Origin of the sequence: Synechococcus sp. BDU 130192 (assembly GCF_963876085.1) — a bacterium.
GTDB lineage: Bacteria > Cyanobacteriota > Cyanobacteriia > Cyanobacteriales > MRBY01 > MRBY01.
Window position 1 is genome coordinate 1 of record NZ_CAWNNO010000013.1, and the last position, 26614, is coordinate 26614.

The 26614-nt window shown below is 46.3% G+C and carries 28 protein-coding genes and 1 tRNA gene; 8 read left to right on the top strand and 21 right to left on the bottom strand.

The features are described from left to right. Positions 1 to 283: 283 nt before the first annotated feature. The 3 genes from AACT35_RS15805 to AACT35_RS05760 form a co-directional block, all read right to left on the bottom strand. Positions 284 to 523, bottom strand: a complete 240-nt coding sequence (locus AACT35_RS15805) for a prepilin-type N-terminal cleavage/methylation domain-containing protein (protein WP_143596779.1) — start codon at positions 521 to 523, stop codon at positions 284 to 286. Further along, the gene (locus tag AACT35_RS05755) at positions 474 to 929 is read right to left on the bottom strand and encodes a type IV pilus modification PilV family protein (RefSeq protein ID WP_099239163.1); all 456 of its coding nucleotides are present in this window, start codon (positions 927 to 929) and stop codon (positions 474 to 476) included. The genes AACT35_RS15805 and AACT35_RS05755 overlap by 50 nt, the downstream gene beginning before the upstream one ends. A 202-nt stretch (positions 930 to 1131) precedes the next feature. Further along, entirely contained in the window at positions 1132 to 2262 is a 1131-nt protein-coding gene (locus AACT35_RS05760) for a prepilin-type N-terminal cleavage/methylation domain-containing protein (RefSeq protein ID WP_099239165.1), read from the bottom strand. A gap of 473 nt (positions 2263 to 2735) precedes the next feature. On the opposite strand from AACT35_RS05760, the gene AACT35_RS05765 reads away from it, so the two are divergent. Beyond that, the gene (locus AACT35_RS05765) at positions 2736 to 3839 is read left to right on the top strand and encodes an aromatic ring-hydroxylating dioxygenase subunit alpha (RefSeq protein ID WP_099239167.1); all 1104 of its coding nucleotides are present in this window, start codon (positions 2736 to 2738) and stop codon (positions 3837 to 3839) included. Between the two features lies 1 nt (position 3840). On the opposite strand, the gene AACT35_RS05770 is transcribed toward AACT35_RS05765, so the two are convergent. The 7 genes from AACT35_RS05770 to AACT35_RS05800 all read right to left on the bottom strand — a co-directional run bounded on the left by AACT35_RS05770 (position 3841) and on the right by AACT35_RS05800 (position 11428). Beyond that, entirely contained in the window at positions 3841 to 6939 is a 3099-nt protein-coding gene (locus AACT35_RS05770) for an HsdR family type I site-specific deoxyribonuclease (protein WP_099239169.1), read from the bottom strand. 36 nt (positions 6940 to 6975) lie between these two features. Continuing rightward, the gene (locus AACT35_RS05775; RefSeq protein ID WP_065711141.1) at positions 6976 to 7377 is read right to left on the bottom strand and encodes a type II toxin-antitoxin system VapC family toxin; all 402 of its coding nucleotides are present in this window, start codon (positions 7375 to 7377) and stop codon (positions 6976 to 6978) included. A 2-nt stretch (positions 7378 to 7379) separates the two neighbouring features. Next, entirely contained in the window at positions 7380 to 7619 is a 240-nt protein-coding gene (locus AACT35_RS05780) for an antitoxin (RefSeq protein ID WP_065711140.1), read from the bottom strand. Positions 7620 to 7764: 145 nt separating this feature from the next. After that, positions 7765 to 8133: an endonuclease domain-containing protein gene (locus AACT35_RS05785; RefSeq protein ID WP_065711139.1), complete on the bottom strand. Its 369-nt coding sequence runs from the start codon at positions 8131 to 8133 to the stop codon at positions 7765 to 7767. Positions 8134 to 8205: 72 nt separating this feature from the next. Further along, positions 8206 to 9408 (bottom strand): restriction endonuclease subunit S, encoded by a 1203-nt coding sequence (locus tag AACT35_RS05790; protein WP_173867238.1) that lies wholly within the window; start codon positions 9406 to 9408, stop codon positions 8206 to 8208. Continuing rightward, entirely contained in the window at positions 9405 to 10919 is a 1515-nt protein-coding gene (locus tag AACT35_RS05795; RefSeq protein ID WP_254048004.1) for a type I restriction-modification system subunit M, read from the bottom strand. Before AACT35_RS05795 ends, AACT35_RS05790 begins: the two co-directional genes overlap by 4 nt. A gap of 116 nt (positions 10920 to 11035) precedes the next feature. After that, on the bottom strand, positions 11036 to 11428 hold the full coding sequence (locus AACT35_RS05800; RefSeq protein ID WP_099239173.1) for an SHOCT domain-containing protein: 393 nt from the start codon (positions 11426 to 11428) through the stop codon (positions 11036 to 11038). Between the two features lie 123 nt (positions 11429 to 11551). Here AACT35_RS05800 and AACT35_RS05805 point away from each other — a divergent pair, with 123 nt between their 5' ends. Continuing rightward, a complete protein-coding gene (locus tag AACT35_RS05805; protein WP_012307841.1) occupies positions 11552 to 11869 on the top strand; it encodes a DUF1825 family protein in 318 nt (105 codons plus the stop codon). After that, positions 11869 to 12642: an HAD family hydrolase gene (locus tag AACT35_RS05810; protein ID WP_099239175.1), complete on the top strand. Its 774-nt coding sequence runs from the start codon at positions 11869 to 11871 to the stop codon at positions 12640 to 12642. Before AACT35_RS05805 ends, AACT35_RS05810 begins: the two co-directional genes overlap by 1 nt. Before the next feature lie 3 nt (positions 12643 to 12645). Here the strand turns inward: AACT35_RS05810 and AACT35_RS05815 are convergent, their stop codons facing one another. The 3 genes from AACT35_RS05815 to AACT35_RS05825 all read right to left on the bottom strand — a co-directional run bounded on the left by AACT35_RS05815 (position 12646) and on the right by AACT35_RS05825 (position 14644). Then, positions 12646 to 13419 carry an ABC transporter permease gene (locus AACT35_RS05815; protein WP_012307839.1) on the bottom strand — a complete coding sequence of 258 codons (774 nt, stop codon included), beginning with the start codon at positions 13417 to 13419 and terminating at the stop codon, positions 12646 to 12648. Between the two features lie 26 nt (positions 13420 to 13445). Further along, the gene (locus AACT35_RS05820; protein ID WP_012307838.1) at positions 13446 to 13613 is read right to left on the bottom strand and encodes a hypothetical protein; all 168 of its coding nucleotides are present in this window, start codon (positions 13611 to 13613) and stop codon (positions 13446 to 13448) included. Between the two features lie 74 nt (positions 13614 to 13687). Then, the gene (locus tag AACT35_RS05825; RefSeq protein ID WP_099239177.1) at positions 13688 to 14644 is read right to left on the bottom strand and encodes a ParA family protein; all 957 of its coding nucleotides are present in this window, start codon (positions 14642 to 14644) and stop codon (positions 13688 to 13690) included. A 184-nt stretch (positions 14645 to 14828) separates the two neighbouring features. Between AACT35_RS05825 and AACT35_RS05830 the strand changes: the two genes are divergently transcribed. Both AACT35_RS05830 and AACT35_RS05835 read left to right on the top strand, forming a co-directional pair. Next, positions 14829 to 15929: an acyl-CoA dehydrogenase family protein gene (locus AACT35_RS05830; protein WP_099239179.1), complete on the top strand. Its 1101-nt coding sequence runs from the start codon at positions 14829 to 14831 to the stop codon at positions 15927 to 15929. Beyond that, positions 15909 to 15980 (top strand) — tRNA-Gly (locus AACT35_RS05835). The genes AACT35_RS05830 and AACT35_RS05835 overlap by 21 nt, the downstream gene beginning before the upstream one ends. 182 nt (positions 15981 to 16162) lie before the next feature. Here the strand turns inward: AACT35_RS05835 and AACT35_RS05840 are convergent. From AACT35_RS05840 to tatA, 8 genes are all read right to left on the bottom strand, one after another. Further along, positions 16163 to 17206 carry a hypothetical protein gene (locus AACT35_RS05840; protein WP_099239181.1) on the bottom strand — a complete coding sequence of 348 codons (1044 nt, stop codon included), beginning with the start codon at positions 17204 to 17206 and terminating at the stop codon, positions 16163 to 16165. A 99-nt stretch (positions 17207 to 17305) separates the two neighbouring features. Next, positions 17306 to 18139: a matrixin family metalloprotease gene (locus AACT35_RS05845; RefSeq protein ID WP_254048005.1), complete on the bottom strand. Its 834-nt coding sequence runs from the start codon at positions 18137 to 18139 to the stop codon at positions 17306 to 17308. A gap of 7 nt (positions 18140 to 18146) precedes the next feature. Continuing rightward, a complete protein-coding gene (gene secG / locus AACT35_RS05850; RefSeq protein WP_012307832.1) occupies positions 18147 to 18389 on the bottom strand; it encodes a preprotein translocase subunit SecG in 243 nt (80 codons plus the stop codon). A 59-nt stretch (positions 18390 to 18448) separates the two neighbouring features. Then, positions 18449 to 20026: a 2,3-bisphosphoglycerate-independent phosphoglycerate mutase gene (gene gpmI / locus AACT35_RS05855; protein WP_099239185.1), complete on the bottom strand. Its 1578-nt coding sequence runs from the start codon at positions 20024 to 20026 to the stop codon at positions 18449 to 18451. A 157-nt stretch (positions 20027 to 20183) separates the two neighbouring features. Continuing rightward, entirely contained in the window at positions 20184 to 21725 is a 1542-nt protein-coding gene (locus AACT35_RS05860; protein ID WP_099239187.1) for a GldG family protein, read from the bottom strand. Between the two features lie 29 nt (positions 21726 to 21754). Then, complete coding sequence (locus AACT35_RS05865; protein ID WP_099239189.1) at positions 21755 to 22552, bottom strand: ABC transporter permease; 798 nt, start codon at positions 22550 to 22552, stop codon at positions 21755 to 21757. Next, positions 22536 to 23513, bottom strand: coding sequence for an ABC transporter ATP-binding protein (locus AACT35_RS05870; RefSeq protein WP_099239191.1), 978 nt, complete (start codon positions 23511 to 23513; stop codon positions 22536 to 22538). The genes AACT35_RS05865 and AACT35_RS05870 overlap by 17 nt, the downstream gene beginning before the upstream one ends. A gap of 38 nt (positions 23514 to 23551) precedes the next feature. Then, entirely contained in the window at positions 23552 to 23728 is a 177-nt protein-coding gene (gene tatA, locus AACT35_RS05875) for a twin-arginine translocase TatA/TatE family subunit (protein WP_041443593.1), read from the bottom strand. A gap of 164 nt (positions 23729 to 23892) precedes the next feature. Here tatA and AACT35_RS05880 point away from each other — a divergent pair, with 164 nt between their 5' ends. From AACT35_RS05880 to AACT35_RS05890, 3 genes are all read left to right on the top strand, one after another. Next, positions 23893 to 24648 (top strand): phycocyanobilin:ferredoxin oxidoreductase, encoded by a 756-nt coding sequence (locus tag AACT35_RS05880; RefSeq protein WP_099239193.1) that lies wholly within the window; start codon positions 23893 to 23895, stop codon positions 24646 to 24648. Between the two features lie 186 nt (positions 24649 to 24834). Beyond that, positions 24835 to 25626, top strand: a complete 792-nt coding sequence (locus tag AACT35_RS05885; protein WP_065711128.1) for a DUF5131 family protein — start codon at positions 24835 to 24837, stop codon at positions 25624 to 25626. Positions 25627 to 25639: 13 nt separating this feature from the next. Beyond that, positions 25640 to 26596 (top strand): three-Cys-motif partner protein TcmP, encoded by a 957-nt coding sequence (locus AACT35_RS05890; protein ID WP_065711127.1) that lies wholly within the window; start codon positions 25640 to 25642, stop codon positions 26594 to 26596. Positions 26597 to 26614: the final 18 nt, after the last annotated feature.

Sequence of the window (26614 nt, forward strand, 5' to 3'; positions counted from 1 at the left end):
CGCGAATTTCGCTAATCTGACTCATGAGGGTTTGCTTGGTTATCTTCTAATTCCTATCAAACCCTCTCCCTCTATCCTTTTCAAGTTTTTGTCCTGTACTGAGATGAAGCAGACTCAAAAGGTGATTGATCCCTCGAGCTTTGCCGAAATGTTTCAATCTCACATCCAAAGTCTCCCGAACCGTCATTATTAGAATTGTCATCTAAACAGGCTTCAACTGATTCTGGAGGTGCGCCACTCGGTGTGTTGTAACCTGTAAATGTTTGACGAATGCCCTCAACTCTCAAATTGAGGCTGGCTTCAGCAGTTTATCATTAACAAAAACTTGGCGATTAAGCAGACTACCAAAAAGGGCTAAGCTAACTACCAAAAAACCAATTGACAATCCTACTAAAAGTTCAGCCAGGGTAAAGCCATCTTTACTCTTTCGTTTCTGAAAAGTAAGTAGGTTGAGATAGAGTTTTAATGCGCTTTTATCGAAGGGCAGTGTAGACGGTTTCCACTGTATAAACTTTGTTTTCATTGTATTCTACTTCTAGTAATATATATCTTATCGGATTACTGGGATCTTTCTCTGTACTACAGTCAATGGAGCCATCATCTGTAGTTTCGATTTCTTTGGTGCATATGTATAGATTATAGTTATATTCTTTACCTAAACTCCTGCCTGGTTTATCTTCAACTTTTTTAGGAATACTGATGTCTGCCCGAATTGTGTCGAGTATTTGTTGAGATAATGAGACTGCACCAGTCCGAACTTCGCTGTCGATATTGCTTTTTTGTTGCGTGAAAAACAGAGGTGCAGAGACCGCAAAGATAATGGTAAAAACAGCTAGTGCAGCCATCGCTTCAATCAAAGAAAAACCTTTACTGCAGTGTTTCTTGAGTAAGAGCTGTTGATGTATTTTTACTGGATTATAGTTAAACATTTAAAAATCACCAACTAAATTTTTGAATAAAACACATGATTTACTAAATAAAACAGTATATGCTTTTTTGCTTTTATAAAAGATTTCAGCTTAGAAATAAACCAAGCAGAAAGTATGATTATGGCAAAAGTTCTGGTGCGTTTTAGATTCCCCAAAAAGCCAAGAATTACTAATTTAAATTTTGTTTTAAAATTTATGGATGTCAATTGACCCCCAGACATATTTCCTTCTGCTGCCCAGTAAGTGCATTACATGACGAGGCCTGGTTTCCTGCTTGGTTTTGAGAATTCGCTCCATCAGACTCACATTGAGACCGCTCCTGCCCAGTAAGTCCTTTACATGATGATGCTTGATTTTGAGAATTCGCTCCATCAGTTACTACATCAATAGTCATGATCCCTTGATCGATCTCCACTTCAAGTTCGGCTTCTGATGCTACATCATTATTTTCTTCAGTCGATACTTCAATTGGTGTTTCTTCTTCGTTATTTTCTGGTGGATTCGAAGGAAGATCTGGGGAAGATTCAATAATTTTTCCTTCCGATACTTGAACTATGACTGAATCAATCATGCCTCCTTGAAAGACGATGACTTTCCAGACATTGTTGTTTTTTTCATTAACTAGCGTGATTTCTAAATCTTCTTTGCTCACACCATCGCTGTCACTAATAGTGGCAATCCCACGACTATCAAAACAAAGCTCCCAATCATCGCCAAGATTGCTTTTCATGGCGATGTTATCGGAAAATTCTAGATCTTCATCAAAAAATGTACGGTCATTTCTCCAGGTTTTAAGAATGCCGATCTCTGCACCACTGTTTTGAACTGTGCCAAGGGGCTTACCGAGCGTTATTGTAGAAAGACGACTATCAGTGGTCAAAACAATATTTTCGTTTTCGTCACTGCCTATTGTGAGATAGTCACCAGGTGCAAATCCTTGTACAGAAACAACTTTTAACTCCTGGGAAGTCGTTGTTGCATTTGCTGCAAGCTCAGTTGAACTCGTGTCACAGCTACGGGTGTCAGATGTTTCTACAAGTAGTAGGCGTTTGGGATCTTGGGGATCTGGACGAATTCTTAATGCTGAGGATACGGCGATCGCCCGTGACCGTGCCTGTGACAAAAGACCACTAACTTGATATGTTGCATTTTGTAGCGGATTATTAATCCACCTGATTATGGGCACCGCAATTACCGATAAAATACCAACTATGGAGAGAACAGTCAGCAATTCTATTAAAGTGAAACCTTGTTCCTTACTCTTCACATAAAGTTCCTCATCATTACGAGAAAAAATATAATAGGCGTGTTTCACAAGCAAGAAATCGTTCATGCGTACTAGACACTTGCCAGATTTTTATTTTTCCAAGCTCATCTTACCTAATAAAAAGATGTCTGAGAAAATATTGTAGGGATTAAGCCAAGTGGATATGTAAATTGATTTGCATAAGTGGTCAAATCAACATAACTTGTTCGTCGATATCACAGTAGGATCGCAGCCATCAATCTCTATCGGAGTCGTTTCAATAAGGTCTTTCAGGTGTTTGGCACGGTAGACTTGGTCGGGAAGAAGAGCATTACAGAGGATCTTCAGATAACCTAGGGCGTGTCATTAAATAAGCCAGATGATGTAAGAGACCATGTAAACAGCACTGAAAAACGTCTCTGCTAGTTTTGTCATAACAGGTGGCAATCCCTCTGTATTGCTTCAGTTTGGCAAAGAAATTTACATACCCATAAACCCCACGTCGCGTTTTTATCAGTTAAATTTTAGAATTAAAATATCCTCCGGTACTCCCCTTCCCCATGCACAATCGCCACCCCCAAGCCGTTGCTAGTTCGAATTCTGTGACCCCCCAAAAGCTTGATGTGCGCGCCTGTGGCATCAACAAAAACCATTGGTATGTGGCGGCTCGCAGTGCCGAGTTAACGGATCAGCCCTTGGGTTTTACCCTCTGGAATGAAGATTTTGTGCTCTACCGGGATCAAGCCGGTCAAGTCCAAGCCCTCGAAGACCGCTGTCCCCACCGCCAAGTGAAACTCAGTTCTGGCCAAGTGGTTGGGGATAACTTGGAATGTGCCTACCATGGCTGGCAGTTTGATGCGTCTGGAACCTGTGCCCATGTGCCCTATCTCGCGGAAAATCAAAAACGGCCTGCTTGTAAGATTCGCACCCTCCCCGTGCGGGAACAGGATGGTTTTATTTGGGTTTTTCCGGGGGATCCCGAACGTTTAACCGACGAAGCCATTCAACCGTTGCCGATTCCAGAATGGGAGCATTTAAACTACATCGTCAGCGTCACAACCATTGACTGTGAGGGACATTTTTCCTATCTCATTGAAAACTTGATGGATATGTACCACGGTCACCTTCATGACAATTACCAAGCGTGGGCCTCGGCAAAGTTAGAGGATATCCAGGTGACTGAGCAGCGGGTAGATGCCCACTACGAAGCCCAGAGCTATTACAAAATTGATAAGATTTGGTCGATCTCCCAATTGTTTTTTCCGGCCCTGCGCAAGCTGCACCCGGAACCGTTGGATGTGAGCTATGTTTACCCCAACTGGAGCGCGACCTTGGGGAATGATTTTAAGATTATGTGCTTGTTTTGTCCGACCCACAGCAGCCGCACCCGCGCTTACTTGTTGCATTTCACTTCCCTTAATGCCTTTTGGCGACTCCACAAGCTACCTGTGCCGTTTCGCCGTTGGGTAAAGGATCTCTGTTTTAATGCGGCAAAGGGGTTACTCGACGGCCTTGTGGAACAGGATGTGTTGATGATCGAGCAGGAGCAAAGGGCTTATCTGGAAAATCCCCAACGCCAAAATGTAGAACTAAACCGAGCATTGATGGCGGTGCAACGCTTGATTAAACAACAGGCGATCGCCCAAGATGGAGTCAAAGATTAGCCTAAACCTGTCCCCCCACACCTTTGAACTTCTCAACAAAATCAGCGATTTTCTGGAACACGCTTTGCTTTTTGGTCAGATACTGTGGATTCAGTGGACTCATCTTGGGCAGAATGGCGTTGAGCTCAGTGCCATGTTCGCTAGCAAACTCCCGCCTTAAAGAGGTGGTGATGTAACGCCTAGCTGCTTCCACATTTAGGCTCTCGGCGGTAATCAGCTTTGCCGCCTCCTGTTGCTGCTCAGCTTGGGCAAAAGCATAGAAAGCTTCGACCACGCTAGCTTTATCATCAATTTGGTCAAGATCAGTTTGATTAATAAAATCTACCAATAGACTCTCCTTGGCACGGTTACCAAGGCTAGCGCGAATAACTCGGCGTACTTCGTCAACGAGGTCAGCTTTGCTCTTGGTTTTCTTGTTGTGGTCGAAGACCAGCTCCAGGATGTAATCCAGGTTAATTTCTTGGGATTTCAGTAAATCCACCTCAAAAACTACATCATTCCAATCGATAGTGGATTTCTGTTGGGCTTCAGCAGCTTTTTTGCGGCGTAACCAGTCGCGGATATCGTTGTAAGTGGAGCGATAATCTTGAATGGTGCGATCGCCAGGAACCTTGATAGCTTGCAGGGTCACTAAGTCTTCATCACTCAAATAGTGTTCTGCTTTAAAGGCTTCAACCGCCGCCGGGTCATCTATATCGACCTGTTGTAAGGCTTTTAGGCTGGCAAATTCATCGTAGTTTTGCAGTACATTTTCAACGCGCAAGTATTCGCCAAACAACTTAGCAAAGTCTTTTTTGTCTTTTTCTAAAACAATTTCGTCAGGGTTGGGGAAACGTTGCTCTAATTCTGCCACTACCGACCCAAAGCCACGCCGTGCTTCACCCGTCACTAAATCGGTAAAGCCTTCCATGTATTCCTGATAGCTTTTTTCCAGCACCATGTTTTTGGTATTTTTATCGCCAAACAGGGTAATAGCATCAATGGTGGCTTGTTCTAAATCGCGGAAGGTAACGATATTACCAAAGGTTTTGGTCGCATCATAAATGCGGTTGGTGCGTGAATAGGCTTGTAGTAAACCGTGATAGCGCAGGTTTTTGTCCACAAACAGGGTATTGAGGGTAGGCGCATCAAAGCCTGTGAGGAACATCCCCACCACGATCAACAGGTCAATTTCTTTCGCTTTTACTTGCTTAGCTAGGTCGCGGTAGTAATTTTGAAAATCCTTGCTATTTACGCTGAAGTTGGTTTTGAACAGGGCGTTATAGTCGGCGATCGCCATGCTTAAAAATTTTTTGGCGCTGCTGTTCATGGCGGAGACATCAAAGCTTTCATCTAAGATTTCGCCGATGCTTGCTTGTTCTTCATTGGCGGCAAAGGAAAAGATAGTGGCAATTTTTAGGGGGCGATCGCTGTCTTGTTGTAACTGCTTAAACGTTTCGTAATACAGTTTGGCAGCGTCCACACTGCTCACGGCAAACATGGCATTAAAGCCTTTGTCACCTCCTTGTAAGCGGTGCGTTTTTTGGCGGAAATTATTCAAGATGTATTGAACAATCTCACGGATACGCTCTGGGTGTAACAGGGCTTGTTTGTTTTCGGCGGCGCTCAGTTTTTGCTCGTCTTGCTCGGTTTCAATGGCTTTAAATTGTGGGCGCACATCGTTGTAGTCCACCTTGAACTTCAGTACTTTCTCATCACGAATTGCATCGGTGATCACATAGGAATGTAATTCACGCCCGAATACGCTGGCGGTGGTGTCTGCGCCCAAAGCGTTTTTGGGAAAAATCGGCGTGCCAGTAAATCCAAACTGATAAAATCGCCTAAATTTTTTCTGTAAGTTCTTCTGGGCTTCCCCAAACTGGCTGCGGTGGCATTCATCAAAAATAAATACGACCTGCTGGTTATAGCTAGCTAGGTCACTTTCGGACTTCATCAGGTTATTGAGTTTCTGGATGGTGGTGACGATGATTTTGTTGTCATCCTTTTCCAAATTTCGCTTCAGCCCCGCAGTGCTATCAGAACCATTGACGCTATTGGGGGAAAAGCGTTGGTATTCCTTCATGGTCTGGTAGTCGAGGTCTTTACGATCCACCACAAAAAACACCTTATCGATAAACTCCAACTCCGTCGCCAGCCGTGCCGCTTTGAAGCTGGTTAGGGTTTTGCCGGAGCCTGTGGTGTGCCAGATATAGCCACCGCTTTCTGGTTTGCTCCAGTTTTTGGCCTCATAGGAGCTATTGATTTTCCATAAAATGCGTTCGGTAGCGGCAATTTGGTAGGGGCGCATCACCAGTAGAGTGTTATTCACATCAAACACCGAGTACTGCAACAGCACATTGAGCAGGGTGTTTTTTTGAAAAAAGGTGGCGGTAAAGTCTTTTAGATCTTTAATCGGGCTATTATCGACTTTCGCCCAGTTCATGGTGAAGTCAAAGCTATTTTTATTCCGCTGGGTGGTATTGGCAAAGTAGCGGGTATCAGTGCCATTAGAAATCACAAATAGCTGTAAATATTTATATAAGGAATGTTCTGTATTAAAGCTTTCTTTGCTGTAGCGATGGACTTGGTTAAAGGCTTCACGAATTGCTACACCGCGTTTTTTTAGTTCTATTTGTACTAGCGGTAAACCGTTGACCAGAATGGTTACATCGTAGCGATTGGCTTGGGTTCCTTTTTGTTGAATTTGCTTGATGACTTGGACTTTATTACGGGCAAGGTTCTTTTTATCAAGTAGGTAGATGTTTTGAATGCGACCATTATCAAAGACAAAATCATGGATATAGTCATCATGAATTTTGCGAGTTTTATCGGTGATACCGTCGCTCAGTTTATCTAAATAGGTTTCGACAAAACGTTGCCATTCACTATCGGTAAACTGCACATCATTGAGTGTTTGCAATTGCTCACGCACATTGGCTAGCATTGCTTGGGGATTGGTGACGTTGGGCAGGTATTCATAACCTTGCTGGATTAGATCCTGAATAAATTCGCTCTCTAAATCGTATTCGCTTTGGTAGCTTTCCTTAACTCTTAATTTTTTGCTGTATTTATCGAGAATTATAAAGTTCTTGGATTCGGCGATCGCCTTATAGTCGGTCATGATTTGATTTTTTAGATGAAATTATGTTTGGATGGCTCAGAGCCAATTTTCCACAGCCAAATTTGGCACACGCGAAAATTCACGTTGATTTGCGGTAACCACGGTTAAATTCAAAGCCAACCCATGGGCTGCAATCAGTAAATCATTTGCACCAATTGGTATTCCTTCCCTTTCTAAATAGGTGCGAATCTCGGCGTAATAAAATTCAACGGGTGACTCAAGGGGCAAAACGGGCATCACTTCAAGGATTTGATTGACTTGTTGTTTTAAACGGAGTGATCCACTTTTTTCTGCGCCAAACCGTAACTCTGCGGCAACAACGATATTTGTGCAGATCTTCGCCTCGCCAACTTCGGCAATGCGTTGGGCGATTTTTCCAGATGGATGCTTGACCAAATCTGAAATGATATTTGTATCCAACAGATAGAGATAGGTCATTGCTAAAATTGAATATCATCAAGGGGCGGTAAGCCTTGATCAATATCTGGAAAGTCTTCATCAATGTCTGGCAGGGTCGCCAACAATTCTAATAAGGACTTTTTCTTACAAGGTTCAATAATCAATTTCTCGCCTTCTTTGCGAATGACCACATCATCACTCGGCATTTCAAAGGCGTGGGGAATGTTTAGGGTTTGATTGCGTCCATTGTGAAATAAACGGACTTGATATTGATTAATCATCGTTTTTATTTTTATGTTATCTGTAACTGTAAAAGCTGATGTTCAGGATAGTTTCTATTTATTTGTGCCAGCATGATCGCCTTGACCCCCTCCCTAGCCCTCCCCTGAAAAGAGTAGGGGACAAGCTTTCTTGTTCTCCCCCTTCTTAAGGGGGAGCTAGAGGGGGTAAGTATTGCGTAAGCTGCTGATGAACGCCCTCAATATTGTGTATCACTTCGTCATTGGTGAATCGTAAAGTAGTAATACCTAATGAAGCCATAAAATCAGTGCGGATCGCGTCATAGGTTTGTGCTTCGGCTGATTTATGACTGTCGCCATCGACTTCGATGACAATTTTTAATTCGGGGCAATAAAAATCAGCAATATAGTGCCCGATGCCGTGCTGTCGGCGAAATTTTACGCCCATTTGTTTGCCGCGCAGGATTTGCCATAGTTTTTTTTCGGGTTCGGTCATGTTGTTGCGGAGTGTTTGGCGGCGGGTTTTGTATTCGGTTTTGTTGAAAATTTGCTTCATTTTGCTGTGTCCTGAGAGTGTTTTACCCCTCCCTAGCCCTCCCCTATGAAGGGAGGGGACAAGATTCTCCGATTAAGAGGGAGTTAGAGGGGGTGGAAAGTTTAATAACAGATCGCGGTAATACTCATATTGCTTTTGCCGCAGTTCAATTTCACGGGGTAAGCCTTCGCTGATGGAGGTGGTGAGGGTGTCGAATTTGTCGAGGATTGCAACGATGCGGGCTTGTTCTTCAGGGGGAGGAAAAGGAAATCTAAGACTTTTAAATGTACCTAAATTTATATTGCTTTGAGCACTTCCTTGCCCTTTTTTCTCCAGCTTAGTTTTAAGGGATGACAAGAGATATTCCACATAATCTGATGTGGTTTTCTCTGGATTTGCCACAAAACCAATAACACTATCAGGGAAACAAGCATCAAATCCTAGAATTGAGGTTTCTGCAATATTGGCTGCGATAGTAATGCACAAAGTTCCTTTAGGCCACAATTTACTTTGTTTTAAACCGATCTCACTATATGTCTGACTGTATGTCTGAATAATGTGAGATGCGTTTCTAATATCACCTGTTTGAATAAATGGAATATTTCCACCATATAATTTCGGATCATTTCTCGGACGATGTTTTGATTTTCCACGACCAAAATCAAGAGCCACTTCCTTTAACGTCTTCCACTCCACTTCACCTTCTTTAAAATTCAACAGGCGATCGCGGTAGTAGTTATATTGTTTTCGGCGTGCAGTCAGTTCTGTAGTCAGTTCTGTAGTCAGTTCTGTAAAAGTGTCCAAAATCCGCACGATTTCCGCTTGAATGGCAAGGGAGCGATCAGGGCGATCGGGGCATGGTATAGGGATCGGAATTTTTTCAACTTGATGACTCATTAGCTTAGGATTACCCATGCCGGAGTAAACATGCTTTTGCGCCTCAATTGTTAACCAATAAAATAAAAACTTATAATTAAGGTTTAATTCGTCATTGATTTTTATTAGCCCACAAACGTTTGTAATCGAGAACTTTCCATTTCGATAAAAAACAGTGCCTGCATTAGCTCCGTCAGTTGTCCAGCTAATAAACTCCCCATCAAAATCAAATGTATTGATTTTACCGATTATGCCGTTATTTGCAGTTTGGGAGCTAAATACGGGATAGCTTCCTGCATTATTAACTAGATAACCTTTTGACATTACTCGACCGCGCTGTAATGTTGCTATATTCCCCAATGGCTTCCACTCCACCGCCGCCCCATCCAACAACCTTTCCAGAAAATTCATATCACTCATTCCCCAATCTCCGCCACGATTTCATCAATCTCAGCCCGCAGGCGATCAATCTTCGCTACCGTCGTTTTTAACTCAGCATTAAGCTCGTTTATATCAATTTTCTCCCGCGTATCCTCCGGCTCCACATAACTACTCACCGACAAATTGTAATCATTCGCCGTAATCTCCTCAAAGGTCACAGATTTCGCAAAATAATCAACATTTTCCTTACTCTCAAACACCCCCAAAATTTTCCCAATATGCTCATCCGTCAGGGTGTTCGTGTTCGTTTCCTTTTTAAACAACCCACTCGCATCAATAAACTGGGTTTTAGTATCCAGCTTATGCTTCGATAACACCAAAATCGTCACCGCGATGGTCGTCCCAAAAAACAAATTCGGCGCAAGGGCGATCACCGTTTCCACATAGTTGTTATCGACCAAATACTTTCTGATTTTCTTCTCAGCGCCACCTCGATAAAAAATACCGGGGAAACAAACAATCGCCGCCCGTCCCTTACTCGATAAATAACTCAAACAATGCAACACAAACGCAAAATCAGCCTTAGACTTTGGCGCAAGTACCCCCGCAGGCGCAAAGCGATCATCATTAATTAGCGTTGGATCATCCTTACCGATCCACTTCACCGAATAGGGCGGATTAGAAACAATCGCATCAAAGGGCTTTTCATCCCCAAAATGCGGATCAGTCAACGTATTACCCAACTGAATGTTGAACTTGTCGTAGTTGATGTTATGCAAAAACATATTCATCCGCGCCAAGTTATAGGTCGTGTGGTTAATCTCCTGCCCGTAAAAACCTTCTTCAATCAGGTGAGCATCAAAATGCTTTTTAGCCTGCAACAGCAGCGAACCCGAACCACAGGCAGGATCATAAATTTTATTCACGCTGGTTTGCCCGTGCATCGCCAACTGAGCAATCAACCGTGACACATGCTGCGGCGTAAAAAACTCGCCCCCCGATTTCCCTGCATTCGCCGCATAGTTCGAGATCAAAAACTCATAGGCATCACCGAACAAATCAATATGGCTGGCATCAAAATTCCCGAAATCCAGTCCCGCCACCCCTTTCAGCACCGCCGCCAACCGCAGGTTTTTATCCTTAACCGTATTGCCGAGACGGTTGCTAGTGGTGTCAAAATCCGCAAATAGCCCCTTGATATCCCTCTCAGAAGGGTAGCCATTCGCCGAACTCTCAATCGCCACAAAAATTGCTGCTAGGTCAGTATTTAGGCTTTCATTTATATTAGCACTCGCGGCAATATTAGCAAACAATTGACTAGGATAAATAAAATAGCCCTTCGTTTTAATCGCATCTTCTTTAATGTCGGGCGTGATCACGCTATCGGGCAGCTCAGCGTAATGGATGCTGTCGTCACCGGCTTCGATGTAGCCAGTAAAGTTTTCACTGATAAAGCGATAGAACAGCGCCCCCAGCACATACTGTTTAAAATCCCAGCCATCGACTGAGCCGCGTACATCATTCGCGATTTGCCAGATCTGGCGTTGCAAGGCGGCCCGTTGTTGGGAACTTGTCATTTTTTTTCTACTTTATATCCATGCTTAAGTCACCATCGTCTGGGTATTATACACAATAAGCACCTCTCTCCGCGCCCATGTTTAGATTGTTAATTCAAGAGCTGGCGGCGTTTTTGCTCAAACTCATATTCGGTGATCAAACCTTCCACCCGAAGTTTTTCGAGTTCCCGGAGCGCTTCGGCAATGGCAGCAGTTTGTTGGACAGCGGCGATCGCCTGGTCAGACGCTGGAGCTTTCGCTAACCCAAACCGGGCTTGGAAAGAGTCAAAATCTTGCAGTAGGTACCAGACCGCTTCGATGGCACAGGCAATTTGGGGGATCGGCGTTGACCAGAGGAGAATATACACAACGCCCCAGACTGGTTGCCCGACATAAAATTTGTGGACGCCGGAGAGGGGCGTTACCGAACCAAGGAGGGCGAGACCGACAGCAACTTTTCGGTCTTTGGGCTGGGTCAAAAATTTGGCGATCGCCTGTTTCATGGCAGCTTAGATGTGGAAAACCATACTTTGCGACGGGAAATGCCTCCACTAAAATTTAAGGAAGACACTCACCCCCTATGGTAGAGCAACTTATCCAAGCCGTAGCAGTGCATAGGAGTAATGATGGGATTTTTTGATTCAGAAATTGTCCAGCAGGAAGCCAAAACTTTATTTGAAGACTACCAAAACTTAGTCCAACTCGGCAGTGACTTTGGTAAGTTCGACCGGGAAGGCAAAAAAATGTACATTGACCAGATGGAAAGCGTCATGGATCGCTACAAAATTTTCATGAAGCGCTTTGAACTCTCCGATGACTTTATGGCCCAAATGGCCGTTGAGCAGATGAAAACCCAGCTTGGTCAGTTTGGCATGACCCCCCAACAAATGTTTGACCAGATGAATCTGACCCTCGAACGCATGAAAGCCCAAATCCCTGACTAATGGCAGCAAAAACAATTATCGCCTTTGACTTCGACGGGGTGATCTGTGACGGGTGTCCTGAATATTTCCATTCCGCTTCGCTTGGCTACCAAAGAATTTGGCCGGACGAACCCATAACCCCAACGGCAACCTTGCAGGGGAGTTTCAATGATCTACGCCCTCTGATCGAAACAGGTTGGGAAATGATTATTCTTTTGCGGGCGCTGCGGCAGGGCATTCCCACGGTTCAACTTTGGCAAGCATGGTCAGCCATTGTTCAACGAACTCTCCAGCAGGAAAATCTCAGTGCTACCCAGTTAATGGAAGCTCTTGATCAGGTGCGCGATCGCCAACTGCAAACCCGGTTAGATCAATGGCTCGGACGACACCATTTTTATCCGGGAATGGTAGCTTTACTGCAAAATTTATTGCAGCAAAATGACGCAACGCCCTATATCATCACGACGAAGGAAGCCCGGTTTACGCGACAGTTACTCCAGCACCAAAACGTCGATTTCCCGGCGGCCCAGATTTTTGGCAAAGAGCAAAAACAGCCCAAAACCGCTACTTTAAAACAATTGCTTTCTCCAGGGGTAGAGACTTTTTTATTTATTGAAGATCGCCTCAAAACCTTAGAAAAAGTCCAACAGCAACCTGAATTAAGTGCCTTGCAACTGTTTCTCGCGGACTGGGGTTATAACACCGCCCCTGAGCGATCTAGCGCCACACAGCAGGGGATTCCCGTCGTAAATTTGTCCCAATGGGTTCAAGCGGTCACTGAAACAATTTCTTAAAGTCTACAATTGCCGTTCCACTTGGATCATCCGCCGATAGGACAGCCAGCCGCCCCCAATCATCGCCAGGGCAAAGATGCCCAAAAACCACAGATGATTGGCGATCGCCCCGATGGTTTCCCCCTCAGCCCAAAGACCCACTAAAGCTTCATTCATGTGAAAAATCGGATTGTATTGGGCCGCATTTAGCAAAGCCTCTGGGAAGAGAGAAGTCGGTAAAAAAGCGCCGCCAAGGATCAATAACGGTACGCCGAAGGTCGCAACTAAAGCATTCACATCCTCTGTGCGTTTCGCCAGTTGGGTACCCAGAATAAAACCGACCCCCACATAGGCGATGATACTCAGGAAAATAATCCCAATGCCCACCAGCACCGACCCCGTGAAGGTCGCGCCCACAAAAATGGCGATCGCAAAGACCAGTAATGCCTGACCAATCCCAATCAAACAATGGGCCAGGAAAATTCCTAGAAAATAGGCCGTCCCACTCAACGGAGAAATAAATAAACGCTTGAGGGTGTGTTGTTCCCGTTCCGAAACCACCGTCGCAATACTGCCCCCCAAGCAGCTAAAAAATAGGGCTGCCCCTACCAGCGTTGAGGGGGCGGCAAATTCCATGGCTTCAGCCAAGCTCAAACCTGCCCGCTCCGCCAAAATAAATCCATTGAGGAACAGGAGAGATACCGGAAATAAAATCCAAAAAATTAAGCTCCGTCGCCGCCGCCACAACTCCAGCAAGATTCTCTGGCTAACGGCGATCGTTTCGTACCAATATTTCATCCGTAAAGGTGCCTAGCGATCATGGCCTACAGGGTTTGATCCAACTCCGCAATCAATTCATCTAATTCTTCGAGGGCTTGGTTAACATCGAGCCGCAGAGTGCCAATATTCGGATTTTCAAGCAGCTTGAGTAATACTGTTCGTTTACCTTTGATCGCGTCAATTTTTGTTTTAAGTACAGCCAGATCTGTCATAGCACTTTAAGATTTGTAGGAATAAATACTATCCGCTAAAGACCATACCCCAAAAAATGGGAGCTTGCCCAGGTCTATTCAATGTCCGCGAGGTTAATTCGAGAAGGACGCTGCTCTGCGAGGCCCCCCGCTTCCTTGAGTTTCGCCAGGAACTCTTCTGTGAGTTTCATAAATGCCTTCGCTCCAGCCGTATTCGGCATCGAAACAACGACCGGCTGAAATGTATCCAGGGCCTTGGCGACATTCACATCCATGGGAATTTTGTACTTAAAAATTTGCGTACTGGTAAAGTCATCACTAACCCGTTTCATCACTTGGTTATAGTAGCGATTGAGCAGGCTCCCACCAGAAAGAATAAAAACGATGCCCAATAGATCTAATTTAATCGGATCGATATTTCTGGGGTCAGTATCCTGATGGCTATCCCGTAGGGCACGGATTCGCCGTTGCAGTAGTTGAATTCCCACCACAGACAAAGGTTCGGGGCGGGCAGGCAAAATATAAAAGTCGCTGGCGGCCAAACCACTCCGGGTTACCAGGTTATAGCCGGGGGCACAGTCCATAATGATGAAATCATATTTATCCATTATCGGGGCCAGGATCTTACGAATTAAGACCAGCTCAAAATTGTTCCAGATGGCTTGAAAGTCTAGGCTGGGATCTTTATGGGCTTTTTGGTGCAGCATTTCCGAGACGAGATATTCGTCATAAAGCTCAATGTCACCGGGAAGGAGGTCTAAGCCCTGGACGTTGGCAATGTAAGGACAAATGATGTCATTAATATCCAAGCTTTGTTTGAGGGTCGGCTTGATGGCCATTTCGATGAGATGGCTAATGGTACGGCGGCCTTTGCGGATCCGGGCAAAATCCTGGGGAGGCATCAAACTGAGGGTGGCACTAATCTGGGAGTCGAGATCAACAACAAGTACGCGTTTTTTGTGGTGGCGGGCAAGGCAGGCGGCAAGGTTGACGGTGAGGGTGGTTTTACCAACGCCCCCTTTCATGTTGACGGTACTAATGATGAGTGCCATAGGAACCTGGGAAATAGGTGGTTGGGTGAGTGGATTGACGGGGAAGTTAAGGGTGTTAGGTTAAGATTTTTAGTTATTGTACCGCCATCTTCTAGTTTCCTTTGGGAATTAGGGCAACCGCAAAATTGAGGATGCTAGTGGTCAGGGACTCTGTAAAAAAGTAGGGTTAAATTATTTTTGATCAATGGGTCAGTTTGCCTGGGAAAATTTAGCTGAATATCTCCGTTTCTCGATTGCGCCCCAGGCGGAAAAGCTGGATCAAGATCCCCTGGCTCTCGGTCGAGCCCTTGATAGTCTAGGCGATCGCCACCTCCTGGCGCTCCGGGTGCCCGAAAATTTAGGGGGTTCTGGGCTGAGCACGATGGAATATTACCAAGCCACAGTGGCAATGGCGGCGGCTTCGGGAGCTTTAGCTTTTCTGCAAACCCAACACCAGAGTGCGGCCAGTCGCATTGCCCGATTTGGCAACTCTGAGCAGCGACGATTATTACCCCAAATGGCCAGGGGGGATGTGCAAATTGGTGTGGGCTTTTCCCATCTCCGGCGGCGGGGCGAACCGGCAGTACAGGCGATGCCCCAGGGTGATCGTTATTGCTTAACGGGGACGATTCCTTGGGTGACAGGCTATGGTTTTTTTCAACGGGCGATCGCCGGAGCCACATTACCCGACGGTTCAGAATGGTATGGCCTGATTCCCCTCAAAACGTGCCAACAGTCGGAGCAGGGAGAAATTTTTTGTAGCCAACCCCTCCCCCTCGCCGCCATGGGAGTGAGCCAAACGGTGACAGTCAAACTCCAAAATTGGTTAGTTCCTGCCACAGATGTTCTGGTAATCCAGCCCCCCGGCACGATTCACAAAGGCGATCGCCAACAGGTTTTGCACCATGGCTTTTTCGCCCTCGGTTGCGCGCGCGGGGTGCTCGATTGGTTGGCAATGGCTGAATTTGATGATTTAGCGGCCCTAGAAGATCATTGGCAAGTACTGCATGATCAGTTGTTTTGTGCCATTGAAGAACCCCAAACAGAAAGTTTCCAAACCCAATTGGCGTTGCGTCTAAGCGTGATCCAAATGGCCCAAACCTTCGCCCAAATTGCCCTTACTTGGTCCGGGGGAGCAGGAAATTTACTCACCAGTCCGGCTCAACGTCTTTATCGCGAAGCAATGATGTACAGCATCTTTGGTCAAACCCAGGCCATTCGCGCCGCCATGGTCAAAAGCTTGCTACCGGGAAAAAGTTCAGGATATACTGTTAAATCGAATTACGCGGGTGTAGTTCAGTGGTAGAACGTCAGCTTCCCAAGCTGAATGTCGTCGGTTCGAGTCCGATCATCCGCTTTGACTTGGAAAATCAATATTATTTCCCAGGATTAAAATTGAGTGGTTTTGCTCCATTCAGTTTGGAACAATTATCAGCCCCCCAAACACCCAAAAAGGTTCCCAGCAGATTATTGAATCCACTGGGAACTGAAATTTTGAGATCATCTAAGGACAAAAATTCGCATTTTAGTATTTACGCCTTAGTATTTACGCCAACGGTTGAGATAGAATTCGCCGATGCTGGCAACGCCTGTCGCTTGGTGAGTCTGGGCTTCTAAGGTGCGGAGGCGATCGCCTTGCAATTTGTATTGTTGCTGCAAATCCGCATGGGCCTGTTTCAGACTGGCGATCGCCTGGGCTTGGTCAGCTTGGGCGGCTATTTGTGCTCGACTAGACTGTAGCGCCTGTTCGAGTTGAGCGATCGCCTGGCGTTGCTGGGTCATTTGGCTTTGTAGCGTTGCCTCAGCGGTACTGGCTGCCTGGAGTTGCTGTTGCAGTGTTGCTGTTTCTTGTTGCAGAGCCGTAAGGCGTTCCTGGAGTTGGGTTTGTTCAGTTTGGGCTTGTCGTGCCGCTACCCCCTGTTGCTGGAGTTGAGCAATCTCTGCTTTCTGAGATTCAAGGGTTTGGGCAAGGGTTTTGTTCTCGCTTTGAATTTTCTCAAACTGGGTCGTGACTTGGTCAAGTTCTTGTTGCAATGCTTTATTTTTTTCGTTGGTCGCCCCAAGATTTTTTGCTGATTCATTTAACTGTTTTGTTAAGTCTTGAATCTGATTTTTTTGATCAGCAATTTGCTTTTCGAGGGCCGCGATTTTTGGAGACTGATCGGTGACTGCCGGGGCTGATTTTTCGACAGTATTGGGACGAGCCACTGGCCGTTTAAGGGGAGGAGAAGCCTCTGCTAATTTAACTTCTAGATCGGCAATGATCTTCGCTTGAGAAGCAACTTTTTGGGCTAATTCTGCATCGGGATCAGGGGCCGTTGGTTTGGTATTAGCGGCAGTGGTTTCGGCCAAATCTACTTGTACTTTTGCGGTGTCTTCGGCTTCGTTTTCAACGGACACCAAAAGATTCTTTTCTGCTTCCGGTGCTGTGATTGAGACAGTACCCGCCATTAGGTTCTCGACAAAGGCAGACCGGGAAAAGCCAGATTTTTGAGCCATTTCTGCAAGGCGATCGATGGCTTGGGACGTAAGGGATAGGGTAACAGCATTTTTGCCAGTGGTCTTACGTTTCTTTTTTGCCATGTAGATTGCCTCAAAATTTTCTCTAGCCTTTAACTATAGGATAGGCATCTGCCCACTGTAAAGTCAGAAAAAGCCTTCATAATACTTCACAAAAGAAAATTATTGACCTTCTTTAAGGCTGTGGGGATCAGCAAGTTTTTTATTGGCAAAAGGGGGCATTGGCCAACCTAAGCGGGTTGGTTGTTGGTAAATTTTGCGGAGGGTATTGATATCAGCGGCAGAGATCCTTGCTTGGGTGCCCATTTGTCTTGGGAAAAGCGCATCTGCAGCATTGGGACTATGACCCCAGATACCAAGGGCGTGGCCCAATTCATGGCAGGCGGTGTTTTGGGTGGCGATCGCCCCTTGGTGATCATTCAGCAGAATGGTCATGCGGTGGCGGAGGATATTTTGGTCATCGATGTAAAATTCGTAGCGAGTTTCGGCATTGCGGCCCAGGGAATAGCGAATTTTGCCCGTTTCTGGGTCGGTCTCCCTTTGGGCTGGGGGGGCTTGCCGCTGAATGATGATATCCGCAGTCTCTATTGTTTCTACCGTTAACAACGGTATGTATGCTTGCCATTGGGCGATCGCCGCGAGGGTGGCCCGTTGCCATTGCTGTTGGCGTTGTTGGGCCGCTGGACTGACAGTGGGATCAAGAGGAGCCACGTAAACCTTCACTGGAAATTCCGACCAAATCAAATGACCCAGGGGGGAAGGGGTGACGGCCTCAAAGTAATCTGCCGCAGTTATCGGGTCTGGCGTCCCTTGGAGCACTTCTGGCAAAGGATGAATTTGGGCTTGGGGTAACCGCGTGAGTAAGTCTGAGCTTAAACCATAGCTGCTCCACTGAATCCCTAAGGCGATCGCCAGGCCCCCAAGGAGACCAAACCAAAAACGCCACCCCCAAAGGTGACGCCGCCAAGCACGAAAAATATCGTCCAACCTAGCCAAAGGAATCCTATTGACCAACGACTGGTGTTAACCAACCCGCACTCAGAATGACTGTCAAGCTCATAAAGGTAATGCACAAAATCCAAGTGGCACGGTTGAGAGCTGTTTCGGCACTTTTTGTACTGGTAAACATCTGCGCCTGACCGCCAATGCCCCCTAAACCGTCTCCCTTGGGGCTATGGAGTAAGACCAGCAGAATAAGGCCAACAGCGGAGACCATCCACACAATTTGCAAAATAGATTCCAACATAGATCAATGACGAACGAATAAATGTTTGATTTCAGCGGGGAAACTTTAGGATAACCGATTTATCGACGTCGAGTCACGGCATAGGGGGCCGGAGCAATGAGAGACTGACCCGTCATTTCCTGTGGTTTGTCAATGCCAAGAATATCGAGGATTGTCGGGGCGACATCTGCTAAACAGCCATTTTCCCGCAACACCACATCAGCACCATGACCTACCACCTTACGGCGTTCCCCTTCAATCAAGATAAATGGCACAGGGTTAGTTGTGTGCGCTGTCCAAGACTTCCCTTTTTCATCGGCCATATATTCTGCATTGCCGTGATCAGCGGTGATTAATGTCGTGCCGCCCATTTTGCCGATGGTTGCTACCAAACGGCCTAAACAATGATCAACAGTCTCAATGGCCTGTACCGCCGCTTCAAGTTTTCCAGTATGGCCGACCATGTCCGGATTGGCATAATTAATCACCACCAGACTATAAATACCTTTTTCGATGGCTTGGCAGGCCGCATCCGTCACTGCTTTAGCGGACATTTCTGGCTTTTGGTCGTAGGTCGCCACCTGGGGGCTAGAAATTAACTCTCGATCTTCTCCTTCGAAGGCAACCTCTAAGCCACCATTAAAGAAATAAGTAACATGGGGATATTTTTCTGTTTCTGCGGTGCGGAATTGCTTCAGGCCATTGTCCGCAATCACTTCCCCAAGGATTTTCGTCAGGTTTTGGGGTGCAAAGGCGACCTGTACGGGCAGGTTGGCATCGTATTGAGTAAAGGTGACAAAATTGAGATCCGGAATCAATTTCCGCTCAAACCCTTGGAAATTCTTGTCTACTAGGGCATAGGAGAGTTGGCGGGCACGGTCGGGTCGGAAATTGTAGAAAATCACCCCATCGCCTGGTTCAATGGCGCCTTCCTTAAGGCGTACAGGTGGGATAAATTCATCGGTTACACCGTTGTCATAGTGGCTTTGGAGGATCTCAGCAAAGGAACGTTGGTCGAGATTACCGTTTTGGGTCATCACGTCATAGGCTTGCTTGACGCGATCCCAGCGGCGATCGCGATCCATGGCAAAGTAGCGGCCACTGATCGTCGAGATCGAGCCGACCCCAAATTTATCGATGTGCGCTTGGATTTGTTGGAGGTAATTAATCCCTTCGGTGGTATTGGTGTCGCGCCCGTCGGTGATGGCATGGATATGGACATCGGCAATGCCGTTAACCTTGGCTAGGTCTAACAAACCGAGGAGGTGATTGAGATGGGAGTGGACACCACCATCTGAGCAAAGACCAATGAGATGTAATTTTTTTCCGGCTTGGCGGGTTTCTCGGCAAACTTTAACGAGGACGTCATTGCGGAGGAAGGAACCGTCTTCAATGGCATCGGAAATACGCACCAGTTCCTGGGGGACGACACGTCCTGCGCCAAGGTTTAAGTGACCGACTTCAGAATTCCCCATTTGGCCATCGGGCAACCCCACCCTTTTTCCGGATGTATGGATTAATGTCGAAGGGTATGTAGCGAAAAAGGCATCGACATTTGGTGTATTGGCAGCCGCAATGGCATTTGCGTTAGCTTCTTGACGGTAGCCCCAGCCATCTAAGATTACGAGCACCACTGGGGATACAGGTGCGTTCGCCATGATGAATTCTTTCCTCTATTGTGGGTGTCTGTACGGGGGAATGCAAATCGATAATATCACTTTCTGTAATTTAGACTATCATTCCCGAAAATTAATAATGTTTTAATGTTGTTTTCTCAAAGTTTACGTAAATTTATCGGTCATCTCACATATTTTTCTAACGGCGTCGCCAAAGGCAAAAGATTGCGCCGCCTAAACCACCAAGGGGAAATAGGATGGGGGCAAACCAGGCAAGGGTTGCAATTTGCCAACGACGGAGATTTAGACGTCGCTCTTGGGGGGTTCTCGGTTGGATTGCGAGGGGCGCCTCTTCCGTTTGGGCCAGCCAATTCACGGTATTGAGCAAGAGGTCGCTGTTTAGGTATTGTTCTAGCCAACCATTGGTTACAAAGGTGGTGTTACCAATTGCCACAAGGCGAGTTGCCTTCATTGTAGCTTGGGAATCTATTTTTTCCAGGGCCCAGCCAAAGGTCAGGGGGCCGGGGCGATCGCCTGGGGGGTCAAAGGTCGGATCCGGGATTTCGGGTTGGCTTTCGGCCCAGGCCTGGTCATCGGTACGGAGGATTGCGGTGGCGGCGATCGCCTCTGTGGTGTCGCTGAAAATGGGGCGCACCGCTTGATAGATAGAGTTTTGTCCAGCAAGGGCCGTGGTGATCGGATGGTCACCGTATTGATTTAATACGAGGGTCGATTGTCCTAAACCGAGGAAGTCCGCCCGGTTCCCTTGGTCGAGAATGAGCCGTTGATCGAGGCTGAGGCCCCACTTGTCCAGAAGCGAATTTAACTGGGGATCTGTTTGGGGATCAAGCAGAAGGAGGAGACTTTGGTTATTCGCAAGGGCAGTTTCCAAGAGGGCAACTTCTCCTGGGAGAAATGGCGTTTGGGGGCCAATGACTGCAATCAGATCGGCATCTGGGGGAATCGTAGGCGTTTGGGTGAAATTTAGCGGAGAGACTATATAACCTTGGGTGGCCAAAAGTTGGGCCATTTGCCCTAGCCCTCCGGGAATTTGGTCGAGGGGCGGTTCGCCGTGGCCTTGGAGGACGTAGAGGTGGGGTTGGCGATCGCCTTGGATTTGCAGAATGCTATTGGTCAGTTGGCTTTCTGTGAGTGGTTCCCCCTGAGCTAAAACTTTCAGCAGTTGGGTTTTATCGCCATATTCAAGGTGAACTTCGCCGCGACTCTCGACCTGGAATCGCTGTACTGCCTCGATATTACGGTCTGGATCGACAAAAACATAGCGAAAATTATTGGGATTGAGCCGTTGATAATTGTCTAAAAAGGGCTTTAAATTCGCATCGTCCGTTTCCTGGAAGAGCCACAGGGTTAGAGGTTGAGATAGATTTTGCAGTACCCCTTGGGTTTGGCTAGAGAGGGTGTGGATTTGGTTTTCTGTGAGATCAATGCGGAGGGGGAGCTGGACAGCTAAAAAATTCGTCAGACAAAAAATGAGCAAAATGGCGATCGCCCCCACAACCCCATTCGTCCCCATCTGGGTAGATCGCTTGCGCCAGAACCGTTGCAGCCCCGTTCCCAAACCTGGAAAATGACTGATCCCCCAACCCAACAGCAATAACCCAACCAGAATCAAGCCATAGGCGAAGCCTTCTCCCGTGGCCCCTAGGACGACAGCGCCCGCGACCACCAGAGCCAAGCCTAACCAAATGAAATATCGTGAAAATCGTTGCTGTGGAAACATGATGCTCTGTTAACAATATCAAGAAACCATCAACGCCGTGCCCAGCGCAAAGCTTCAATGGATTGAGCCGTGAGGACAACCCCCAGAATGCTATAGCTGAGGAGTAAGACCAGGCTACTGCTATCGAAAATTCCCTCGAGGAAATTGTTGTAATGTTTCAGTAAAGAGAGATGTTTGAGGCCATTGCCCAACGGCCCCGACAGGCGATCGCCCAGCATATCCAACAGCCACAACATCAGCACTAGGGTAAAGGTCAAGACCGCCGCAATCAGGGAACTGTCTGTGAGAGACGACACGAACATCCCCAAAGATAAAATAGCGGCCACCAAGAGCAACAATCCCAAATGCGCCAAGAGAAAGAGACTGAGGGGAAAGGCCGGGGCTGCATTCGCTAAGACAATCAGTTCCCACAGCACCATGGGCAGGAACAGTACCGAAAAAAATGTCACGACTCCCAACAATTTGCCCACTGCCACCGCCCAATTCGTCACCGGGGATGTCGCTAAAAGTTCCAAAGTGCCCTGTTTGCGTTCTTCAGCATAGAGACCCATGGAGAGCAACGGCAACAGAAACAAGACTAAAATGCCCAGGATGCCCCAAAAAGCCTGGAGAAATTCCGTGGCCACATCAATAGGTGGTAAGGCAACGCCCATCTGTTCTTGGGTCGCGACAAAGGTAACAATGCCCTGGGGGCCAATCAGGAGCATCAGGAAGAAAAATCCCCCCAAAAACCACAGCAACGTCGCAAAAATATAGGCGAGAGGAGCGGTGAAGTAGCTCTGTAGTTCCCGGCGAAAAATCGCCACAATATTATTCAGCATCAGCATGGAGTTGTTCAGACATCGGATCGTTCGCCTCAGCGTCTAATAATTCTAAAAAAACGTCCTCAAGGCTGGGGCGCAGTCGCTGCATTTCATAGAGACCGACCCCTGCATTGACAAGGATTCTGGCAATGTCTTTGCCCCATTCGGGATTGTCCGCAGTGGTGATCCGGAGGCGGGGACGCCGGGGATTCATTGATGCTAAAGATTCGATATGAATAACACCAGGTAAGGGATCAAGGAGACGTTGGATTTGCGCTAGTTCGCCGTCGGTCTCTAGTTCGTAACCGTGGTAATTGAGGAAATGATTCTGGAGATTGTGGGGGGTATCGGTGGCGACGAGGTGGCCTTGGTTAATCATTACCACCCGGTCACAGGTGAGACTGACTTCTGAGAGGAGATGGGTGGATAACAAAATAGTGCGATCGCCGCCTAAGGATTTAATCAGGTGTCGCACTTCGATCATCTGGGCGGGATCTAAACCAACGGTGGGTTCATCGAGAATGATCACCGGGGGGTCATGGACGATCGCCTGGGCAATGCCGACCCGTTGCCGATAGCCCTTAGACAGATTACGGATGTGGTTGTTGGCTTTGGTTTGTAATTGGCACTGGGTGAGGGCAGCTTGGATTTTGTGGGGGCGATCGCCAGCATTGACCCCTTTGAGCTGTAAGACAAAATTGAGATAGTCAGCCACGGTCATATTGGGATAGAGGGGCGGATTTTCCGGGAGATAGCCCAGATGTCGTCGCACTGCCATGGATTCTGTGTGGACATCGTAGCCCGCAATTTTCGCCGTGCCCGTCGTCGCTGGTAGATAGGCACTGAGAATGCGGAGGGTCGTGGTTTTCCCTGCGCCGTTTGGCCCCAAGAAACCGACAATTTCCCCTGTTTCTACCCGAAAACTGAGATCGGCGATCGCCTCTGTTTGGCCATAGGTTTTGCCAAGCTGCTCAACTTCAATCATGGTGCACTAAAAAATTCGCCAACCCCAAATAACTGAGCCTAACGTTGGTCGGAGTCAAGATAATCCTCTTCTGTCTCTGGAGTTTCCATTTCTTCTTTGAAGCCCCGCAGGGTTTTTCCTAGGGCACTGCCCACTTCAGGGATTTTCTTTGGGCCAAAGATCAACACCACCACCCCTAAAATAATCAACACTTCAGGCCAACCTAAGCCGAACATGGGCGTACCCCTCACAAACATTAATTTATGGGACAATTGTGCCGCATTTGCGGCGGTTCCAGTATATCTTTGGTTCTAAATTCTGGGTCTAGGTCACCACTCGCGTTACCTACAGGGATCTAGAACATTGTTTCAAACCACTTTTTAAGATTGCTTTTTCGCCCATGACTGCCCCTGCAACCAAGCCAAAATTTTATCCCCTCATCGAACAGCTCGCTGGTGTCATTCTCGAAACCTGGCATCAACACTTAGAGCTAGAACCCTTTACCCTGCCGGAAGGCCTCGGCTACATCGAAGGGAAATTAGAAGGGGAACGGCTCACCATCGAAAATACCTGCTACCAGAGCCAGCACTTCCGCAAAATGCACCTGGAAATGGCCAAAGTGGGCGAAAACCTCGATATTCTCCATTGTGTGATGTTTCCCCGCGCGGAATATGCTCTACCAATGTTTGGCTGTGATTTAGTCGGTAATCCCCGTGGGGTCAGTGCGGCGATCGCCGATTTATCTCCGACCAGCGCCGATAAAACTTTGTCTACGGCTTACCAAACACGACTACGACAAAATCAAGGCAACTTAGACTTTTCCCAGCCCCGTGATCTCCCGGAATGGGGCGCAATTTTTTCGGAATTTTGCCTCTTTATTCGTCCCAGTAGTCCCAGCGAAGAACAGCAGTTTTTGGAACGGGTGCGGGAATTTTTGACGATTCATTGTCAGTTGGCCCTGGGTTTAGAAAAGCTTTCTGCGACTGACCAGGCCATTTATCTGGCTGGACAACGGCACTATTGCCAAGAACAGCAGCGGAATGACAAAACGCGCCGTGTTTTAGAAAAGGCTTTTAACCCTGACTGGGCCGAGCGCTATATGAGTCAGGTGCTGTTTGATATTCCTAATTCTGGTCAAGCCAGTAAAACCTCATAGTATAGATACAGCATCGAATTCTCTACAGACGACCTTTTGATAAGTTTGTAACGAGACAATTTATTGTTACTTAATACTGTCTAATACATAGCTAGTACTAAAAACTATATCAAACCTTAAAATCGGATAAAACAAAAGTTCTATAATTTGATTTGTGACCAATCTTGTGAGGTATGTATCAGCGCAATGTCAAGTACTAACACTGGTATTGAATGGACGGATAAAACATGGAATCCCACGACTGGATGTAATAAGGTGAGTCCGGGTTGTCAGTACTGTTATGCTGAGACACTTACAGGGAGATTTCCTAAGAGCTTTCCACAAGGTTTCAGGTTGACACTGCATCCAGAACGATTAAGTCAGCCAAAAAAGTGGCGAAAACCCAGTCGAGTTTTTGTTAATTCCATGAGTGACCTTTTCCATAAAGATATTCCTTTTTCTTATTTGCAAGAAATTTTCACAGTGATGAAAGAAACTCCATGGCACGTGTATCAGATCCTGACTAAACGTGACCAGAATTTGACAAAATTAGCATCTCAACTTGAATGGCCTAAAAATGTTTGGATTGGTGTATCCGTAGAAAATCAAAAATATACTCATAGAATTGATGCTTTGAGACAAGTACCTGCACAAGTACGCTTTCTTTCGTGTGAACCTCTTTTAGGCTCGTTGAGCTTAAATCTAGAAGGGATTAATTGGGTAATTGTTGGTGGCGAGTCTGGGCATCAACATCGCCCTATGAATCCAGAGTGGGTGCGCAATATTTTATACCAAACACGAAAAGCTGATGTTGCATTCTTCTTCAAACAGTGGGGGGGACATCACTCCAAAGCTGGTGGTAGAATGCTTGACAATAAAATTTGGGATGAAATGCCATCTGCTTGGTATAAACATCTTGATAAATGGCCAAAACAAAAGATTTCTAAGTATCTTAAATCTGATGAATTAGAACAAAGACATTTGATTTCTGCACAATAAAGAGAGCTTGACTATGAATCGTCTTGGAAGTGAGGGTGAGGATATCATTGGACGTTGGTCAGAGGAAAAGTTGGATTTACTGGGGAAGTACCTCAAAGCTTACTCGGTTATCATGAATGAACAGAAAAAAAGTTGGCTTAAAGCATATTATTATATTGATGCTTTTGCTGGCTCTGTTAGACCTTTAGCAAGAGAACAAGGACAACAAAATAGTAAAAATCATCAGCAAGCACTGCCTTTACTACCAGATAACAAACATATTATTACTGAGGAAGAACAGCGCTATATCGATGGTTCTCCTTTACGCGCCTTGCAAACAGAACCCCGTTTCGATGGATACTGGTTTATAGATGTTTCTCCTCAACGTATAGCTCGTGTGAAAAGGCTGCGTGAAGAATTTTTAAATTGTGTAATCGAAGTACGTAAAGGGAACTGTAATCAGGTCTTGTGTAATGAGATCATTCCACAACTTCCCTATGCATCAAAACAACGAGCATTTGTTTTTTTAGACCCCTATGGTTTACAAATAGACTGGGAGACAATAAGAAAATTGGCAGATACTAAGACCTGTGATATTTTCATCAACTTCTCGGTGATGGGTGTGACTCGTTTACTCCCTAGGGATCAAAATCCAGAACCAGAAGTGATAGAACAATTGAGTAAGGTTATGGGTAGTACAAACTGGATTACCGAGATCTACAGAGAAACACCAGGAGTTCAACTAGATTTATTTGGAAATCCAACAAAATCTACATCGAATCGTGAGGCAATTCAGGCTGAATGGTTAGCCCGCTTGTATACACAGCAATTAAAAGCACTTTTTCCACATGTTAGCAAGCCTGTACTCATGCGCAATTCAACAAATTCAGTGCTGTATGCGCTATGTTTAGCAAGCCACAATCACACAGCTATCAAGATTACAAACGAAATCTTTAATCGGTACGAAAGATTAAGGGATCTGGGAAGATAGAAGAAGATCTTCTTAAGC

Excerpts from the sequence above, each read along its gene's own strand:
- AACT35_RS15805 (WP_143596779.1), bottom strand. The coding sequence starts at position 523 with ATGAAAACAAAGTTTATACAGTGGAAACCGTCTACACTGCCCTTCGAT.
- AACT35_RS05755 (WP_099239163.1), bottom strand. The coding sequence starts at position 929 with ATGTTTAACTATAATCCAGTAAAAATACATCAACAGCTCTTACTCAAG.
- AACT35_RS05760 (WP_099239165.1), bottom strand. The coding sequence starts at position 2,262 with ATGAACGATTTCTTGCTTGTGAAACACGCCTATTATATTTTTTCTCGT.
- AACT35_RS05765 (WP_099239167.1), top strand. The coding sequence starts at position 2,736 with ATGCACAATCGCCACCCCCAAGCCGTTGCTAGTTCGAATTCTGTGACC.
- AACT35_RS05770 (WP_099239169.1), bottom strand. The coding sequence starts at position 6,939 with ATGACCGACTATAAGGCGATCGCCGAATCCAAGAACTTTATAATTCTC.
- AACT35_RS05775 (WP_065711141.1), bottom strand. The coding sequence starts at position 7,377 with ATGACCTATCTCTATCTGTTGGATACAAATATCATTTCAGATTTGGTC.
- AACT35_RS05780 (WP_065711140.1), bottom strand. The coding sequence starts at position 7,619 with ATGATTAATCAATATCAAGTCCGTTTATTTCACAATGGACGCAATCAA.
- AACT35_RS05785 (WP_065711139.1), bottom strand. The coding sequence starts at position 8,133 with ATGAAGCAAATTTTCAACAAAACCGAATACAAAACCCGCCGCCAAACA.
- AACT35_RS05790 (WP_173867238.1), bottom strand. The coding sequence starts at position 9,408 with ATGAGTGATATGAATTTTCTGGAAAGGTTGTTGGATGGGGCGGCGGTG.
- AACT35_RS05800 (WP_099239173.1), bottom strand. The coding sequence starts at position 11,428 with ATGAAACAGGCGATCGCCAAATTTTTGACCCAGCCCAAAGACCGAAAA.
- AACT35_RS05805 (WP_012307841.1), top strand. The coding sequence starts at position 11,552 with ATGGGATTTTTTGATTCAGAAATTGTCCAGCAGGAAGCCAAAACTTTA.
- AACT35_RS05810 (WP_099239175.1), top strand. The coding sequence starts at position 11,869 with ATGGCAGCAAAAACAATTATCGCCTTTGACTTCGACGGGGTGATCTGT.
- AACT35_RS05815 (WP_012307839.1), bottom strand. The coding sequence starts at position 13,419 with ATGAAATATTGGTACGAAACGATCGCCGTTAGCCAGAGAATCTTGCTG.
- AACT35_RS05820 (WP_012307838.1), bottom strand. The coding sequence starts at position 13,613 with ATGACAGATCTGGCTGTACTTAAAACAAAAATTGACGCGATCAAAGGT.
- AACT35_RS05825 (WP_099239177.1), bottom strand. The coding sequence starts at position 14,644 with ATGGCACTCATCATTAGTACCGTCAACATGAAAGGGGGCGTTGGTAAA.
- AACT35_RS05830 (WP_099239179.1), top strand. The coding sequence starts at position 14,829 with ATGGGTCAGTTTGCCTGGGAAAATTTAGCTGAATATCTCCGTTTCTCG.
- AACT35_RS05840 (WP_099239181.1), bottom strand. The coding sequence starts at position 17,206 with ATGGCAAAAAAGAAACGTAAGACCACTGGCAAAAATGCTGTTACCCTA.
- secG (WP_012307832.1), bottom strand. The coding sequence starts at position 18,389 with ATGTTGGAATCTATTTTGCAAATTGTGTGGATGGTCTCCGCTGTTGGC.
- gpmI (WP_099239185.1), bottom strand. The coding sequence starts at position 20,026 with ATGGCGAACGCACCTGTATCCCCAGTGGTGCTCGTAATCTTAGATGGC.
- AACT35_RS05860 (WP_099239187.1), bottom strand. The coding sequence starts at position 21,725 with ATGTTTCCACAGCAACGATTTTCACGATATTTCATTTGGTTAGGCTTG.
- AACT35_RS05865 (WP_099239189.1), bottom strand. The coding sequence starts at position 22,552 with ATGCTGATGCTGAATAATATTGTGGCGATTTTTCGCCGGGAACTACAG.
- AACT35_RS05870 (WP_099239191.1), bottom strand. The coding sequence starts at position 23,513 with ATGATTGAAGTTGAGCAGCTTGGCAAAACCTATGGCCAAACAGAGGCG.
- tatA (WP_041443593.1), bottom strand. The coding sequence starts at position 23,728 with ATGTTCGGCTTAGGTTGGCCTGAAGTGTTGATTATTTTAGGGGTGGTG.
- AACT35_RS05880 (WP_099239193.1), top strand. The coding sequence starts at position 23,893 with ATGACTGCCCCTGCAACCAAGCCAAAATTTTATCCCCTCATCGAACAG.
- AACT35_RS05885 (WP_065711128.1), top strand. The coding sequence starts at position 24,835 with ATGTCAAGTACTAACACTGGTATTGAATGGACGGATAAAACATGGAAT.
- AACT35_RS05890 (WP_065711127.1), top strand. The coding sequence starts at position 25,640 with ATGAATCGTCTTGGAAGTGAGGGTGAGGATATCATTGGACGTTGGTCA.